Source organism: Acidovorax sp. BL-A-41-H1, from assembly GCF_051942715.1.
Genome location: NZ_JBPVJQ010000005.1, coordinates 305,370 through 321,195 on the forward strand (window position 1 = coordinate 305,370; position 15,826 = coordinate 321,195).

General features: G+C 67.2%; 14 protein-coding genes. 5 read left to right on the forward strand and 9 right to left on the reverse strand.

Annotated elements, in window-relative coordinates:
* Nucleotides 1-54: 54 nt before the first annotated feature.
* Nucleotides 55-1,080 (reverse strand): phosphotransferase enzyme family protein, encoded by a 1,026-nt coding sequence (locus tag ACTPOI_RS12500; RefSeq protein ID WP_440109248.1) that lies wholly within the window; start codon nucleotides 1,078-1,080, stop codon nucleotides 55-57.
* A gap of 274 nt (nucleotides 1,081-1,354) precedes the next feature.
* On the opposite strand from ACTPOI_RS12500, the gene ACTPOI_RS12505 reads away from it, so the two are divergent.
* On the forward strand, nucleotides 1,355-3,040 hold the full coding sequence (locus ACTPOI_RS12505) for a long-chain fatty acid--CoA ligase (protein WP_440109250.1): 1,686 nt from the start codon (nucleotides 1,355-1,357) through the stop codon (nucleotides 3,038-3,040).
* Between the two features lie 39 nt (nucleotides 3,041-3,079).
* On the opposite strand, the gene ACTPOI_RS12510 is transcribed toward ACTPOI_RS12505, so the two are convergent.
* On the reverse strand, nucleotides 3,080-3,448 hold the full coding sequence (locus ACTPOI_RS12510) for a PilZ domain-containing protein (protein WP_440109252.1): 369 nt from the start codon (nucleotides 3,446-3,448) through the stop codon (nucleotides 3,080-3,082).
* A 185-nt stretch (nucleotides 3,449-3,633) separates the two neighbouring features.
* Between ACTPOI_RS12510 and ACTPOI_RS12515 the strand changes: the two genes are divergently transcribed.
* From ACTPOI_RS12515 to ACTPOI_RS12525, 3 genes are all read left to right on the forward strand, one after another.
* Nucleotides 3,634-4,170, forward strand: a complete 537-nt coding sequence (locus ACTPOI_RS12515) for a hypothetical protein (RefSeq protein WP_440109254.1) — start codon at nucleotides 3,634-3,636, stop codon at nucleotides 4,168-4,170.
* 61 nt (nucleotides 4,171-4,231) lie between these two features.
* Complete coding sequence (locus tag ACTPOI_RS12520) at nucleotides 4,232-5,017, forward strand: 2OG-Fe dioxygenase family protein (protein WP_440109256.1); 786 nt, start codon at nucleotides 4,232-4,234, stop codon at nucleotides 5,015-5,017.
* 177 nt (nucleotides 5,018-5,194) lie between these two features.
* Nucleotides 5,195-5,632 (forward strand): universal stress protein, encoded by a 438-nt coding sequence (locus tag ACTPOI_RS12525; protein WP_440109258.1) that lies wholly within the window; start codon nucleotides 5,195-5,197, stop codon nucleotides 5,630-5,632.
* Nucleotides 5,633-5,722: 90 nt separating this feature from the next.
* Here ACTPOI_RS12525 and ACTPOI_RS12530 read toward each other — a convergent pair whose 3' ends face one another.
* The 6 genes from ACTPOI_RS12530 to ACTPOI_RS12555 form a co-directional block, all read right to left on the reverse strand.
* Complete coding sequence (locus ACTPOI_RS12530) at nucleotides 5,723-6,925, reverse strand: tetratricopeptide repeat protein (RefSeq protein ID WP_440109260.1); 1,203 nt, start codon at nucleotides 6,923-6,925, stop codon at nucleotides 5,723-5,725.
* Nucleotides 6,926-7,050: 125 nt separating this feature from the next.
* Nucleotides 7,051-8,040, reverse strand: a complete 990-nt coding sequence (locus ACTPOI_RS12535) for a Bug family tripartite tricarboxylate transporter substrate binding protein (protein WP_440109262.1) — start codon at nucleotides 8,038-8,040, stop codon at nucleotides 7,051-7,053.
* Nucleotides 8,041-8,196: 156 nt separating this feature from the next.
* Nucleotides 8,197-9,381 (reverse strand): beta-ketothiolase BktB, encoded by a 1,185-nt coding sequence (gene bktB, locus ACTPOI_RS12540; RefSeq protein WP_440109264.1) that lies wholly within the window; start codon nucleotides 9,379-9,381, stop codon nucleotides 8,197-8,199.
* 105 nt (nucleotides 9,382-9,486) lie between these two features.
* Nucleotides 9,487-10,248, reverse strand: coding sequence for an SDR family NAD(P)-dependent oxidoreductase (locus ACTPOI_RS12545; RefSeq protein ID WP_440109266.1), 762 nt, complete (start codon nucleotides 10,246-10,248; stop codon nucleotides 9,487-9,489).
* A 173-nt stretch (nucleotides 10,249-10,421) separates the two neighbouring features.
* Complete coding sequence (locus ACTPOI_RS12550; RefSeq protein ID WP_440109268.1) at nucleotides 10,422-11,189, reverse strand: RluA family pseudouridine synthase; 768 nt, start codon at nucleotides 11,187-11,189, stop codon at nucleotides 10,422-10,424.
* Entirely contained in the window at nucleotides 11,176-13,419 is a 2,244-nt protein-coding gene (locus ACTPOI_RS12555) for an ATP-binding protein (RefSeq protein WP_440109270.1), read from the reverse strand. The genes ACTPOI_RS12550 and ACTPOI_RS12555 overlap by 14 nt, the downstream gene beginning before the upstream one ends.
* Before the next feature lie 291 nt (nucleotides 13,420-13,710).
* Between ACTPOI_RS12555 and ACTPOI_RS12560 the strand changes: the two genes are divergently transcribed.
* The gene (locus tag ACTPOI_RS12560) at nucleotides 13,711-14,373 is read left to right on the forward strand and encodes an NAD(P)H-dependent oxidoreductase (protein WP_440109272.1); all 663 of its coding nucleotides are present in this window, start codon (nucleotides 13,711-13,713) and stop codon (nucleotides 14,371-14,373) included.
* On the opposite strand, the gene ACTPOI_RS12565 is transcribed toward ACTPOI_RS12560, so the two are convergent.
* Nucleotides 14,374-15,744, reverse strand: coding sequence for an MFS transporter (locus ACTPOI_RS12565; RefSeq protein ID WP_440109274.1), 1,371 nt, complete (start codon nucleotides 15,742-15,744; stop codon nucleotides 14,374-14,376).
* Nucleotides 15,745-15,826 lie beyond the last annotated feature (82 nt).

Sequence of the window (15,826 nt, forward strand, 5' to 3'; positions counted from 1 at the left end):
CAATAGCTGGTCTATCGCTGGTCCATCGCTGGTTTTTCGGCAGCGTGGTTTGCGTCAGCCCCGCAGGTCCAGTGCCTGCCAGGCGTCGAGCACGTCGATCTGCTTTTTCAGCCAATCCAGTGGCGCGGCGCTTGTTCCCCAGTGGTGGCGCCGCCCCAAGGCCTCGCCCATGTTCCACAGATGGCGCAGCTGCACGAACATCGGCACCGCGCGCAGGTCGCCATCGTTGACTTCGCCCCCACCAGCTGCATAGCCGCGCAGGTAGTGCGCCCAGCGCTCACGCAGCGTGTCGTCGGGTTCCCTCAAGGTCTTGCGGACCATGTACGACCACGGCAGCACGCTCAGGTCATACGACAGGAAGCCTGGCCCCGCATCGTCAAAGTCGAAGAACACCGCGTTTCGGCTTCCCTCGGGGCCGGGCTCGATGTGGTTGTTGAAGCCGTGGGTATCGCCGTGGCAGACCACGCGCGTGAGGCCGTTTTGCGCCGCGGCCAGTTCCTGCAGCAGCCGTTGCACCCGCTGGCGGTAGCCCTCAAGCACGGTGGTATCGATCTCCGGATAAGTCTCCAGGTACGCCAGTGTCCTTCCTGCGAGGTGGTGGCCGTCCAGCGTGTAGCGGCTGGCCGGGCCGGTGTAGTCGCGCGCTGCGCCATGAATGTGGGCCAGCGTGCGGCCGGTCAGCTCGAACTCTTCCAGCGTGTCTGGAACTGCGCCCTCGACATGCCTGAACAATGCCATGGCGCGCGGTCCTTCCGGAAAGCGCAGGGCGATGTGCGCATCTCCGTTATCGCACGCAACCGGGGCCGCCACGCCCGCGCCGCGCGCGTGCAGGTGGCTCACGAGCGCAGTCTCGAAATCGATGTTGAATTCACCCCGCGGCCGGATGGAGTACACACGCGCCACATGGCGGGTACCGTCGGCACAGCGCAGCGCGTAGTTGTCGTTCAGGCCGCGCCGGATCAGGTGGCAGTGCGCCACGGCCAGGCCGTAGTGCAGCTCTACCCAGCGCGCAACCGATGCAGCGGCGGCCGTGGTGTGGGCGGTGACGAGGTGGGGGTCGTGGGAGGATGGGTCGGGCATTAGGCATTGTCCATGGCGCGCTGGCATCGAATGGCCGCGCTGGGCAATCCGGCCAGTGCTTTGTGGCGTGCAACGGTTGGGGCTGTCGATTGCCGCAGTCAGGCGGCCGGTAGCGAAATGTGACGCGGGGGTAACGAGCTGCTACCGCCTGACTCGGGCGCCACAGTGATGGCTACGTTTGCGCGTCACTTTGGTGACCCCGCCACTGGCCATCCCCATTGCCCGCGGCCGGCGCCGCCTCTAGGCTTGCAGATCCAAGGAGACCTGCACCGCCATGCGCCCACACCACAAGTTCTGGCCCCACCGCATTCCGCACGCCATCACGCTGCCGTCCACCTCGCTGTGGGACAACCTCGCCATCAGCGCCCGCCGCTACCCCGACAAGCCCGCGCTGGTGTTCTTCGGCGCCGTCACCACGTACCGCGAGCTGGCCGAGGGCGCCGAGCGCCTGGCTGCGCAGCTGCATGCGCTGGGGGTGCGCAAGGGCGACCGCGTGGCGCTGTTCATGCAGAACTGCCCGCAGCTGGTGATGGCGCACTTTGCCATCCTGCGGGCCAATGCCGTGGTGGTGCCGGTGAATCCCATGAACCGGGCCGAAGAGCTCAAGCACTACATCACCGACCCCGACACCCGCGTTGCCATCACGACGGGTGACCTGGCGCCCGAGATGGCCAAGGCCAGCAATGCTGTGCCCGAGGGGCAGCGGCTGGCGCACCTGGTGGTCACACAGTTCACCGATGCGTTCGATGCGGCAACGTCGGGCGTCGATGCGCCGCCCGAAGCCTGGCGCGAGTGGCTGGGCATGCGCCATGCGTTACCCGCGCTCGATGGCGGCCAGGCCCATGCGTGGGCCGACTGCATGGCCTGCACGGCCGCCGCGCCCGCGCTGGAAGTGGGGCCCAACGACCTCGCCTTGTTGCCCTACACCAGCGGCACCACCGGCCTGCCCAAGGGCTGCATGCACCTGCACAAGAGCATCATGCACAACGCAGTGGCCAGCAGCCTGTGGGGCAACGGATCGGCCGACAACGTGGTGCTGGCGGTGGTGCCTATGTTCCACATCACCGGCATGGTGAGCGTGATGCATTCAGCCATCTACGCAGGCTCGGCGCTGGTGATCATGCCGCGGTGGGACCGTGACCTGGCCGGCCGGCTGATCTCACGCTGGCGCGTGACGAGCTGGACCAACATCCCCACGATGATCATTGACCTGCTGGGCAGCCCGAACTTTGCCAGCTACGACCTGTCCAGCCTGAGCTACATCGGCGGCGGCGGTGCCGCCATGCCGCAGGCCGTGGCCCAGCGCCTGCAAGACCAGTATGGCCTGCGCTACGCAGAGGGCTACGGGTTGACGGAGACCGCGGCACCCTCGCATTCGAACCCGCCGGACCACCCCAAGCAGCAGTGCCTGGGCATTCCGTTCATGAGCACCGATGCGCGCGTGATCGACCCCGACACGCTGCAGGAGGTGCCGGTGGGCGAGCAGGGCGAGATCATCATCCACGGCCCCGAGGTGTTTGACGGCTACTGGAAGCGGCCCGATGCCACGGCGGCGGCGTTCATCGAGTTCGAGGGCAAGCGCTTTTTCCGATCGGGCGACCTGGGGCGCATGGACGAGGACGGCTACTTCTTCCTCACCGACCGGCTCAAGCGCATGATCAATGCCAGCGGTTTCAAGGTATGGCCGGCCGAGGTCGAGGCCCTGATGTTCCGCCACCCCGCCATTCAGGAGGCCTGCGTGATCTCGGCCACCGATGCCTACCGCGGCGAGACGGTGAAGGCGGTGGTGGTGTTGCGTGCCACGCACCAGGACACGACCGAGCAGCAGATCGTCGACTGGTGCCGCGAAAACATGGCGGTGTACAAGGCGCCGCGCGTGGTGCAGTTTGTGACGGCGCTTCCCAAGAGCGGCAGCGGCAAGGTGATGTGGCGGGCGCTGCAGGAGGCCGAAAAGGCCTGAGCCCTGCCGGCGGCTGTGATGGCGGCCGGCCCCGGGTTGTCAGGCTGAGGTCTGGGTCAGTTCGGCCAGGTCGCGCTCCAGCAGGGCCGGGTCGCCCAGCTGCAGCTCGATCAGGCGGCGCAGGTGGGTGACGCTGTCCAGGTCGATGCTGCGGCACAGCAAGCCGGTCTGGCCGTCCTGCAGGTGCGCCACCTCGGCCGACATGGCAATGTGCGTGCCGGCTTCGGCCAGCGGTATGGTCAGCTGACAGGGCATGCCGGGAGCGAGCTCGGCAACGGCAGGCGCCGTGAGCAGCGCGCCCTTGAGCGACACATCCACCACATGAACGCTGAACGCACCGCGTGCCGTCGTGAGCAAGGCAGGGGCGTCGAAACCGACGCGGACGAAGTGGCGGCGCTCATGCGGCATGGCTGACTCCAGAGGGTGGCGGGGAAGGGCGGAATGCAGGGCACATGCTACTCCAGCCAGCTGACCATGCGTCGCTCTTCCGTGTCTGGCAATACACTTCCCGGCGCCTGTAGTCACGGCCCGCGCCTACAGACGACATGCAACGGCGCGTGTACCGTGTGCAGACGTGTTACCAAGGACATTCGATGACTTCCAATCCGTTTTACAAGGCTTGCACCATGCCTGCCGCGCTCATCGCCCACACCCGCCGTATTGCTGCGCTGGCCACGGCGGCCACATTGCTTGCGCTGGCAGGAGGTGCCGCGCACGCCCAGGCCTATGTCAACGCCACCGTGGGCGGCGAGCTTGCGCCCGGCGTCTATGGCCGCATCAACATTGGCAATGCGCCACCGCCACCGCTGCTGTACGCAGAGCCGATCATCATCCAGCGGCCCGCCGTGGTGATGCCGCGTTCGCCGATCTACATGTATGTCCCGCCCGGCCACGCCAAGAACTGGTCCAAGCATTGCTCGCGCTACAACGCCTGCGGTCAGCCTGTGTACTTTGTGCAGGAGCCACCGCGCGGTGGGTACAAGCATGACAAGTACGAAAAGCATGACAAGGGCCACAAGGGTGACAAGGGCAGCAAGCACCGCGACGAGCGCCACTGGGACGGCGATGACCGGGGCCATGGCAACGGGCGTGGTGAAGGCCGTGGCAAGGGCAATGGCAACCGCGACTGAGGCGTGCCAGGAGCCCTGCGACGCCTGTGGCGCAGGGCGCTGCGGTTAAGCTCGGGCCACTATGGCCCAACCCAGTTTTGTTCCTCCCTTCACCACCCCGGCCGCCGTGGCCGAGAACCTGCGCACCACCGGATTTGCAGTGCTCGCGCCGTCCGACGTGGCCCACTGGACTGGTACTGACCTGCCAGCGCTGATGGCGCTCAACGGCAGCTGGAACAATCTCCCGCCTGATGAATTCCTCAAAGATGGCGGGCGCTACCGCAAGCGCCGCCACGCCTGCTTTGTGGTCGATGCCGGCCAGGTGCAGCAGGTACCGCACCGGCCCCACTGGCAGCCTGTGGAGTACAACGCCCTGCACGGTGGCATGGAGCGCTGGTTTGCGCCCATGGAGGCCGACACTGTGGCCCAGCCTGTGTGGCAGCGCCTGATGGCAACCCTGGCGGGCGTTTCGGATGCCGTGTTTGGCGGCGCGCAGGCACCGGTGCCGTGGTTTGTAGAGGCGCACCAGTTCCGCATTGACACCACCGATGGCATTGGCCGCCCCACACCCGAAGGCGCGCACCGTGATGGCGTGGACCTGGTGGCCGTGTTCCTGGTGGGGCGCCATGGCGTCAAGGGCGGCGAGACGCGTGTGTTCGAGGCCAGCGGCCCCGCGGGGCAGCGCTTTACGCTGACCGAGCCGTGGTCGCTGCTGCTGCTGGATGACGCACGCATGATCCATGAAACCACACCCATCCAGCCAGCAGCCCCCGGCGGGCACCGCGACACGCTGGTGGTGACCTGCCGGCGCGGCAGCTTTCAAGGGGCTGATGTGGTGGGGCAGGGCGCAGCAGTAGCGGCGGCCTGACGCGTCCGCTCGGCAGCCATGGCGCCCGCTGCACACAGCGCGCAGGTGCCGCATTTCCTGTTCGGCCGCGTCCCCGGGATTTGATCCGAATCAAGGTGCGCGGTATGGTGGTGGGGGACACTCGTCGTCAAGGTTGGGCCACGAGCCTGGCCTCCACCTCACTCAAGGAGAAGTACCATGTTCAAGCACATTCTGGTTCCTGTCGACGGTTCGGAAACATCACTGCTGGCCGTGTCCAAAGCTGCCGGGCTGGCCAAGGCATTTGGCAGCGCAGTGACGGCGCTGTATGTCGTCGATCCGTATCCCTTCACCGGCGTGGGTGCCGACTTTGCGTACGGTCAGGCGCAGTACATCAACGCCGCCAAGGCTGAAGCCAACGCTGCGCTGGAGGCCGTGCGCAAGGCCATGGGCGATGCGGGTGTGCCCGTGACCACTGTGGTGGGCGAGGGCCATGCCGTGCATGAAGGCATCATGCGCGCGCTGGAGGGCACCGATATCGACCTGGTCGTGATGGGCTCACACGGCCGCCGCGGGCTGGAAAAGCTGATGCTGGGCAGCGTGGCGCAAAAGGTGCTGGGCGTGGTGCGCGTGCCCGTGATGGTGGTGCGCGGCTAAGGGCTTCCGAGGCGTTTCAGCCCGGGCTCCGCACGTCGAATTTGCACCCTGCAAGCGCGCCCAGACGGCCACACGGCCACACGGCCCATTTCAGGCCTTCTGCATGTACACATACCGGCCCGCAATGGGCTGGTGTTCGTGAAAGCGGATAGGTGCATCCAGTACCTTCCGCACCGCCAGCCCATGCGTGTGTGCCAGGGCGCGCAGGTAGTCCTCGCGGTGGGCGTAGCGCAGGCTGGGCAGCAGTTGCACGCCCGGGCCCTGCTCGGCGTCTTCCACCGTAAAGGCCAGCCAGCCACCGGGCTGCAGGCGCAGTGACGCCAGCGCAAAGGCGCGCTCCAGCGGGCCCACATAGATGAACACATCGGCGGCCACGATCAGGTCGTACGGCGCACCGCCGTCGCCCAGGTGGTCGTGGATGTCGTGAACGTGCAGATCGTTGTACAGGCCGCGAGCGCGGGCCTTGTCAACCATGGCGGGCGACAGGTCCACACCCGTCAGGTGACCGGCGCGGGTGCGCAGCAGCGGGCCGCACAGGCCGGTGCCGCAACCCAGGTCCAGCACGCGCGCCGCAAAGGCTGAGCAGTCGGGCGGCAGCTGCTCGATCAGCAGGCGGTGGCCCTGGTAGCCCAGCTGGCCCACCAGGTGGTCTTCAAAATCGTGGGCATAGCCGTCAAAAAGCGCCTGCACGTAGGTGCGCGGTGCTTCCACCAGCGGCGCCTGCGGCCGCAGTGCCGCCAGGTAATAGTGGTGCAGTGCAGGGTCGGCCCCCAAGTCCAGCGCGCGCTGGTAGCAGTGGGCCGCACGGTCGAGCTGGCCACTTTCGCGCAGCACATCGCCCAGTGCGCTCCACGCTTCGACCAGCGTGTTGTCTGCTTCCAGGGCCTTTTCGTAGTGCTCGACGGCCGCGCCACCCAGGCCCTGTCGTGACAGGCTTTCGGCCAGCCGCAAACGCAGCGCAGCCGAATCGGCCCCGAGCGCCAGCGCGCGTTCGTGGCTGCGCGCCGAGTCGGCCCAGCGCGCCAGCTGGTGGTGGGCCAGCGCCAGGGCGCTCCAGGCGTCGCTGGCATCGGGCAGGGCGGCTGTGGCGGCCTCCAGGAGGGGCAGGGCTGCCGCCGGCTGACCCTGGTGCAGCCGCGTCACACCCAGGTTGAGCATGACCGATGGCCGCCCCGGCGCCAGGGCCAGGGCGTGCGCGAAGGCCTGCGCCGCATCGTCAAAGCGCTGCTCGGCAAAGGCGGCCGTGCCTTGCAGGAATGCGGTACGGGCTTGTTCGAGGGCGTCGGTGGTCATGTTGCGAAAGGAGTGCAGTAGCGATGCAGGTACTGGCGCTGGACGGCAAAACGCCCCGGTGCGCAGGCGCCGGGGCGTTGTCGAAACCGGGGTGTGCCGGGCACATCGTACCCGGCAGCAGAGGCTTATTCGATCTTCGCGCCCGAGGCTTCCACGATGCCCTTCCACTTGACGTAGTCGGCCTTGAGCAGGGTGCTGAACTGAGCGGGCGACATGGCTTCGGGCTCGGCGCCCTGGGCCTGGATGGCGGCCTTCATGTCGGCGGTGGCCAGCAGCTTGTTGATTTCGGCGTTCACGGTGGTCACCACGGCGGCGGGCGTGCCAGCGGGTGCAAACACGCCGTACCAGGTGCTCACGTCAAAGTCCTTGTAGCCGGATTCGGCCACGGTGGGCACATCGGGCAGCGACGAGCTGCGCTTGGCCGACGTGACGGCCAGCGGGCGCAGCTTGCCCGACTTGATCTGCGCCATGGCCGATGGTACCGACGACACCAGCAGGTCCACATTGCCCGCCAGCGCATCCATGAGTGCGGGGCTGGAGCCTTTGTACGGGATGTGGCTGAGCTTGATGCCCGCCGCCTTCTCGAACAGGTCGCCCGCCAGATGGATCGACGTGCCATTGCCTGGCGAGCCATACGTGACGGTGCCGGGGGAGGCCTTGGCAGCCGCAATCACGTCTGCCAGCGTCTTGTACTTGGAAGTGGCACTGGTGGCGATGATCACGGGCGTGTAGGCCACGTGGGCCACAGCGGTGAGGTCCTTGGTCGGGTCCCACGGCAGGTTCTTGTACAGCCAGGGGCCGATGACCAGGTTGTCTTTCTGGCCCATCACCAGGTCGTAACCGGTGGGCGCGGCCTTGACGGCCTCGGTGATGCCGATGGTGCCGCCGGCGCCGGCCTTGTTGTCGGCCACCACGGACCATTTGGCGCTCTCGGTCAGCCGCGTGGCCACCAGGCGCGAGAGGATGTCGGTGCCGCCGCCTGGCGGGAAGGGCACGATCAGGCGCACGGGCTTGTTGGGGTAGGCGCCTGCGGCTGCAGGGGCGGCTGTCTGAGCCTGGGCGGTCAGGCCCACGGCCAGGGCCAGCGTGGTGAAGGTGAGCAGTTGGCGAATCATGGGGTGGTTGTCTCCGTGTTGTTCAGGGCCGGCGGCACGGCCGGCAGCGCGAAATGATCGCCGATCCTGGCGGCTGCCGGTGTTGCCAATCCGGCGCGGCAGCATCGCCAGCCACGATGGTGGGCCTGGCAATGCCGCGCGGGCAGGGCCGTGGGGTCAGATGCGTTCAAAGATGGCGGCAATGCCCTGGCCGCCGCCGATGCACATGGTGACCAGCGCGTAGCGGCCCTGGATGCGCTGCAGCTCGTGAATGGCCTTGACGGTGATGAGCGCACCGGTAGCGCCGATGGGGTGGCCCAGCGAGATGCCCGAGCCGTTGGGGTTGACTTTGGCCGGGTCCAGGCCCAGGTCCTTGGTCACGGCGCAGGCCTGCGCGGCAAAGGCTTCGTTGGCTTCGATCACGTCCAGGTCGTTCACCGTGAGGCCCGCCTTCTTCAGCGCCAGCTGCGTGGCAGGCACGGGGCCGATGCCCATGTACTTGGGGTCCACGCCTGCGTGGGCGTAGGCCACCAGGCGGGCCAGAGGCTTGGCGCCACGGGCCTTGGCGGCACCCGCCTCCATCAGCACCACGGCAGCGGCGGCGTCGTTGATGCCCGAGGCATTGCCCGCGGTCACCGTACCGTTTTCCTTGATGAACACCGGCTTGAGCTTGGCCAGGTCTTCCATGGTGGCGCCAGGGCGGAAGTGCTCGTCGGTGGCGTAGTGCACATCGCCCTTCTTGCTCTTGAGGGTGACCGGGACGATCTGGTCCTTGAAAACACCGCTCTGGGTGGCGCGCTCGGCGCGGTTGTGGCTTTCGACCGCCAGCTTGTCCTGGTCTTCGCGGGTGATGCCCCACTTGGCGGCGATGTTCTCGGCCGTCACACCCATGTGGATGTTGTGAAAGGGGTCGTGCAGCGCGCCGATCATCATGTCCACCATCTTGGTGTCGCCCATGCGGGCGCCCCAGCGCATGTTCAGGCTGGCAAAGGGCACGCGGCTCATGTTCTCGGCACCGCCTCCAATGGCCACGTCGGTGTCGCCCAGCAGGATGGACTGGCTGGCGTTCACGATGGCCTGCAGGCCCGAGCCGCACAGGCGGTTGACGTTGTAGGCGGGCGTGCCTTCGCCGCAGCCGCCGTTGATGGCTGCCACGCGCGAGAGGTACATGTCCCTGGGCTCGGTGTTCACCACATGGCCGAAGACGACGTGGCCCACGTCCTTGCCGTCCACGTTGGCACGGGCAAGCGACTCGCGCACCACGGTCGCGCCGAGTTCGGTGGGAGGCACATCCTTGAGGCTGCCGCCAAAGGTGCCAATGGCGGTGCGCACAGCGCTGACGACGACGACTTCACGGGTCATGGGGAGGTCCTTTCAGGGGGATTTCTGGTCAATTTTTGGGTCAAACAGGCCGCTAGCGCTTGTATTGATTGCACTAATAGCTATCAAAAAAGGAGCAAACGGGCATCATGCATCCCGCACGTCGGCCACGGGGTTGGTGCCGAAGTCGGCGCGTTCCAGCCAGCCGAGCACGCGGGTGGCGGCGTCGGCAGGGGATGTGAGCTGGCCACCCGCCTTGAGGTTGGCAAAGTTCTGGCGGTCGGGGAACGCGGCGGGGTCGGCCCCGCGCAGTTGTACCTGCATGTCGGTGTCGATCACGCCGGGCGCCAGCGAGCAAACGCGGGCGCCGTGCGGCTTGGTGGCTTCGTCCAGCGCGACGCAGCGGGTGAAGTGGTCCATGCCCGCCTTGGCGGCGCAGTAGGCGGCTTGCGACGCCATGGCCCGGCGGCCCAGGCCCGAGGAAATGTTGAGCACCTTGCGCGGCACCGTCCAGCTGTCGGTGGCGCCCAGGAAGGCGGCGGTGAGCTGCATGGGCGCCTCCAGCCCCACGCGCAGGGCATGGGCCAGATCATCGGCATCGCTGGCCGACAGCGGCGCGATGCGCGGGATCACGCCCGCGTTGTTGATCAATGTGGCGCTTGCAAACGCCTGCGGGCCCTGGGCAGAGAGCCAGTCTTGCAGCTTGTGGGCCGCCTGCTCGCCTTGCGACAGGTCTTGCTGCCATTGCTCCAGCGTGACGCCTGCGGCCTTGGCCTCGGTGGCCAGGTCGGGGCTGGTGCTGCGGGCAATGCAGATCAGCGTGTTGCCGCTTTTGAGCAGCTGCTGGGCCATGGCCAGGCCCATGCCGCGCGAGGCGCCGGTGAGGATGTAGAGGTGGTTTTGAGGCATCTCGCCATGGTACTGCGCCAGTCCTACGGCTGGCTGTCACCAGCGGGCTCCTGCGTTGCCGGGCAGCATAGCGGCGGTACCGTGGGCGATATGGCGGACCGCATTGTCGATCTGGTTGCTATAACAATTATAGCTACAAGGGATTGTTTAACAAGCGCTTGCGGCTTGTTTCGCTAAAAATCAGGTGGCAGGTGGATGCAAACAGGTTCACCCGTTGCCGGATGCGTGAATGCCAGCTGGCAGGCGTGCAGCAACAAGCGGGGCGACAGTGCCTGCGCGGCCGCGTCGGCATACAGTGCGTCCCCCAGGATGGCATGGCCGATGGCTGCCATGTGCACGCGCAACTGGTGGGTGCGGCCGGTGATGGGCTCCAGTTCCACCCGCGTGGTGCAGGCGTCGGGGCCGTCGGCCAGGTCGTTGCCGGTGGCCAGCGTGCGCCACCGGGTCACGCTGGGTTTGCCTTTGGCGTGGTCGATCACGCGGAGCGGGCGTCGCTCCCAGTCCGCACCGATGGGCAGGCTGATCTCATTCCATGCCCCGCCGTCGTCGCCCTCGTCGTCCTGCCCGTCTCCATCCAGCATGAGGCAGCCCTGCACCACGGCCTGGTAACGCTTGTGCACCTGCCGTTCGGCAAATGCCTGGGACAGGCGCCGCTGTGCCTCGATGTGCCGCGCCATCAGCACCAGGCCGGAGGTGGCCTGGTCCAGCCGGTGCACGATCAGTGCCCCGGGCCAGCGCTGCTGCGCCCGGGCGCTCAGGCAGTCCTGCTTGTCGGGGCCGCGGCCGGGCACGCACAGCAGCCCGGCGGGCTTGTGCAGCACCAAAAGGTCAGCGTCTTCAAACACGGCCTGTACGCCGGGCGCGAGCCGGAGCGCTGATTCATGGCCCGTGGCAGCCTCTGGCAGGGCAGCCCGTTGCGATGGCGGATCACCCGGCGACATCGTCGCCCGCCACCAGCCGCTGCACGGTGGCGCACAGTTCTTCCACGTCGTTGGGTTTGTGGATGAGTGCGCGGGCGCCTTCGGCCAGTGCCGCCTGTTCGATCTCGGTGGTGACGTATCCCGATGCCAGCGCCACCGGCAGGCTTGGCCGTATCAGCCGCGCCTCGCGCACCAGGTCCACGCCGCAAAAGCCGGGCATGTTGTAGTCGGTCACCAGAAGGTCGTAGCGTTCGGGGTCAGCGCGCAGTGCAGCCGTGGCGGCGTGGGGGTCGGTAAAGCCGCTCACCACGTAGCCGCGCCGGCGCAGCAGCCGCTGCACCAGAAACACCAGTGCCTCGTCATCGTCCACATACATCACATGCCGCGGGCGGGGCTGGTGGCTGCCGCTGCTGTCGGCGGGTGTAGTGCCTGCCGCTGCGGGGGGTATGGTGCTGGCAGGCGCATCGGCCACCGCCGCAGTGGCGGCTGTGGCTGGCGACGCAGTCCCTGCGGGCGCCGCCGGAAAGTACAGCGTGAACCGGCTGCCCTGGCCCGGCACGCTGTGCACATCCACCGCGCCTTCGTGGGTGCGCATCACTCCGTGCACCACAGCCAGGCCGAGGCCTGTGCCCTGGCCGACTGGCTTGGTCGTGAAGAAGGGTTCAAAGATGCGTTCGAGCGTGGCGGCATCCATGCCCGGGCCGGTGTCGCGCACGGTCAGCGCCACGTAGTCGCCCGATGCGAGCGCGAGCCGTTCGCCCAGGCGCTGGTCGGGCTGCACGGCCGTGGCCTCGACGTGGATCGCGCCGCGCGCGTTGCCCGCGCCCTGGATCGCGTGGATGGCATTGGTGCACAGGTTGAGCAGGGCCTGCTCGACCTGGGTGGCATCGGCCAGCACGGGCGGCAGGCCGACGGGCAGTTGCATGTCTAGCGCAATGCCAGGCGGCAGGGTCACGCGCAGCAGGCGCTCGGTTTCGTGCGCCACCTCGGCCACGGACACGGCGGTGCGCTGCGGGGGTTCGTTGCGGCTGAAGGTTAGAATCTGGCGCACTAGGTCGCGCGCGCGGCGGCCGGCCTTGTCGATCTCCATCAGGCTTTCGAGCACGGGCGAACCCGCGTTGCAGTCGGCCTTGGCCAGCTCGACGTTGCCCAGGATGGCGCCCAGGATGTTGTTGAAGTCGTGCGCGATACCGCCTGCCATGGTGCCCACGGCCTGCATCTTTTGCGATTCGCGCAGCTGCGCTTCCAGCTCGCTGCGGTGCGCCTCGGCCTTCTTGCGTCCGGTGAGGTCGCGCGCGAACACGGTCGTGGTTTCGCCATCAGCATGGCGCTCGAACGACACGCTCACCTCCACCGCCAGTTCCTTGCCTCCCACCGTCAGGGCCGTCATCTCGCCCAGGAGCGCCTGTGTGGTCAGCTGGGCAAACGCCAGCGCGTGTATCGCATCGGGCAGAAACCGCTGGAGCGGGCTGCCCAGCGCATCGCTGGCGCTGCACTGGAACAGCGCGGCCGCCGTGGGGTTGAACACGGTGATGCGCTGATGCTGGTCTACGCAGATGATGGCGTCCAGTGCCGAGTTGATGACGGCTTCGAGCCGTTTTTCGCTGGCAAAGAGCTGTTCGTTGCGCTGCTGCAGGGCCTGGGCGCTTTGCTGCAGCGCCTGCCGCTCGGCCAGCAGCGGGCCCTGGTCGATCACGGCACACAGAAACTGCGGCATCGGCGGCCCGCTGTCTTGCGGGGCTTCGATGTGTGCGATGTGCAGGTCGCCGGTGATGCGCACTTCGGCGCTGATGGCGAACACCACTTCCTTGACCTCGCTGCGGCCTGCGTCGCGCGCCAGCACAAAGGCCTCGGCCACACGGCCGGCGTCTTCGTCGCGCACGAAAGGCATCAGCGCCGACAGGGGCCGGTCGCGTTCGCTGGGCTGGAACAGCCGGTGCGCCATGGAATTGGCCTGCACCACCAGGTCACGCTCGTCTACCACCATCAGGGCTAGCGGCACGCTGGCAAAAAGCGTCTCGAACCGCTCATACGCGCTCTCGGCCACCGTCTGGCTGTAGCGCAATACCTTGTTCTGGTTTTCCAGCTCAACCTGGTAGGCGCGCAGTTCGGCCACCAGGTCACCCGCTGTGGCTGCCCGCCGGTCGGTACCCGGCGCAGCGCGGCGCTCCAGCACGGGAGCCGGTGCAGATGCGGTTTGTGCAGGGCTTCGACCGGCAGGATCGAGGAAGGACAGGTCGGGTTCGCTCATGGTGGGGCGCTTTGCAGGCGGCGGCGCAGGGCCCTGTACCGCGGGGCGTCACGCGAAAGCTGGATCGGCGGAGTGTACGCCGCAGCCCAGGGCAGACGCCTCCAAGGCGTGGGCGTGTGCGGGGTTTGCGCCCGTTGTCCGGTGCCCAGGTCGGTCGATTGTTTCCGCTGGGTGAACAATCCTTTTCCCCGCGGGCAGTTACCGGCCGGTCGGCAGGCGACTACAGTCTTTGCAACGTGCACACCTCCGTGCATGCCGCGTTCCAGTCACCCAGTTCCAAGGACCAAAATCATGACCACTACCAACGATACCGGTACTGCCCAACCCCTGTTGAGCAAGCTCGAATGGCGCTACGCCGCCAAGAAGATGAACCCCGCCAAGAAGGTGCCCCAGGACAAGGTCGAGCGCATCCTGGAAGCCGCGCGTCTGGCACCTACATCCAGTGGCCTGCAGCCGTTCGAGATCATTGTGGTGACCGATGCCGCCGTGCGCGCCCGCATCCAGCCCATCGCCTGGAACCAGGCACAGATCACCGACGGTTCGCACCTGCTGGTCTTTGCCGCGTGGGACAACTACACGGCTGATCGCATCAACATGATGTTTGACCTGACCAACGAGCAGCGCGGCTTCAAGAACGAAGGCTGGGAAAACTACCGCCAGATGCTGCTGGGCATGTACCCCCAGCGCGATGCCGAGGTGAACTTCCAGCACGCAGCCCGCCAGGCGTACATCGGCCTGAGCGCATCGCTGATGGCTGCAGCCTTCGAAGGCGTGGACTCCACGCCCATGGAAGGCTTTGACCCCAATGCGCTCGACGAAATCCTGGACTTGCGTGCACGCGGCCTGCGCAGCGTGGCGATCCTGCCCCTGGGCTACCGCGCCGACGAAGGCGACTGGCTGGTCAACCTCAAGAAGGTACGCCGCCCGCGCGAGCAGTTCGTCACCGAGGTGTGATCAACCCCCTGGCGCCGCGCGCACGGGCGCATCCGTCACGCGGCGCAGCGGCGTAAGCACCAGGGCGAGCGCGGCCAGTGCCACCAGCAACGCGCCGCTGGCGGCAAACAGCTGGCCCAGTGTGACGGCTTTCATCACCCATCCGGTCACCGCGGCCGAGATGGGCGCCAGTCCCATGAAGATGAACATGAACAGGCTCATGGCCCGGCCCAGCAGGGCTGGCGGCACACGCTGCTGGATCCAGGTGAACACGCGCACCTGCATGAACCCGCCCAGCAGCCCGATGACGAGCATGAGCGCAGCGCCTTGCCAGGTGGCCGTGATCTGGCCCATGGGCATGAAAAGCAGCCCGATCACCGCATCGAACACCAGAATCGTCAAGCCGAGGCTGCCCAGGCGCAGCCTTGGCAGCGCGCCGGATGCCACCATGCCCAGCAACGTGCCTGCGCCGTGCGCCGCCACGATGGTGCCGAACGCCGCTGCACCCAGTTGCGGCTGGCTGCTGGCCAGCACCGGAATGGCGATGTGGATGGGCCCCATGATGAAAAGGGCAATGGCACTCCAGTAGAGAAAGCAGGTGCGCAGCTCCTGGTCGCGCCAGAAGTGCAGCAGCCCGTGCCATACCGATGCGAGCGCGGCCTGCGTAGGCGCCCCGGTGGCTGCGGGTGTAGCGCCCGCGCCTGCGGTGCGCGTATTCACTTGGGCCAGCGTCCAGGCCGAGACGGCGAAACTGAGCGCATCCAGCGCAAACGCCAGGCCGATACCGGTGGCGCTGGCCATGGCACCCGTTGGGCTGGCCGGAGCAACACCACCCGTGCCAAACAACGCAATGAGAAGGCCTGCCAGCAAGGGGCCCATGAACATCGTGAGCTGCCGCAGCCCCAGGCTGATGCCATTGGCCGCCTGCAGCTGCGCGGGCGCTACCACGTGCGGCATCATGGCCGTGCCGGATGGAATGCTGAACGCCGTGGCCAGGCCTATACCCAGCGCCAGCAGGTACACCATCCACAGGGTCAGGGCGCCTGCCAGCACCAGCCCGGCAAGCAGGGCCAGCAGTACCAGATTGACGTATTTGGTGACCATGAGCACCTGCTTGGGCGAGTGGCGGTCTACCAGCGCTCCGCCAATCAATATGAAGAGCGCGCGCGGCACGCTGACCAGCGCCAGCACGGTGCCCAGCACCAGCGTGTCGCCGGTCATCTGCAGCACCAGCCACGGCAGGGCGATGAGGGTGAACTGGTCGCCCAGCATCGACAGGAACGAGCCGCTGATGAGGAAGCGGAAATTGCGGTCGCGCAGCAGGGCTGTGCGCGCGTCGGGTGCGGCGTGCGTGCGGCCCGTGCTTGTGGGATGTGGGTGTTTGGAGTCCATGGGTGCGGACTGTGCAGCCTCACGTAGCGTGAGGGTCAAGCGCCGTGGGCTCAAATTTGCCCACGCTGCAGCGCTCAGGTTG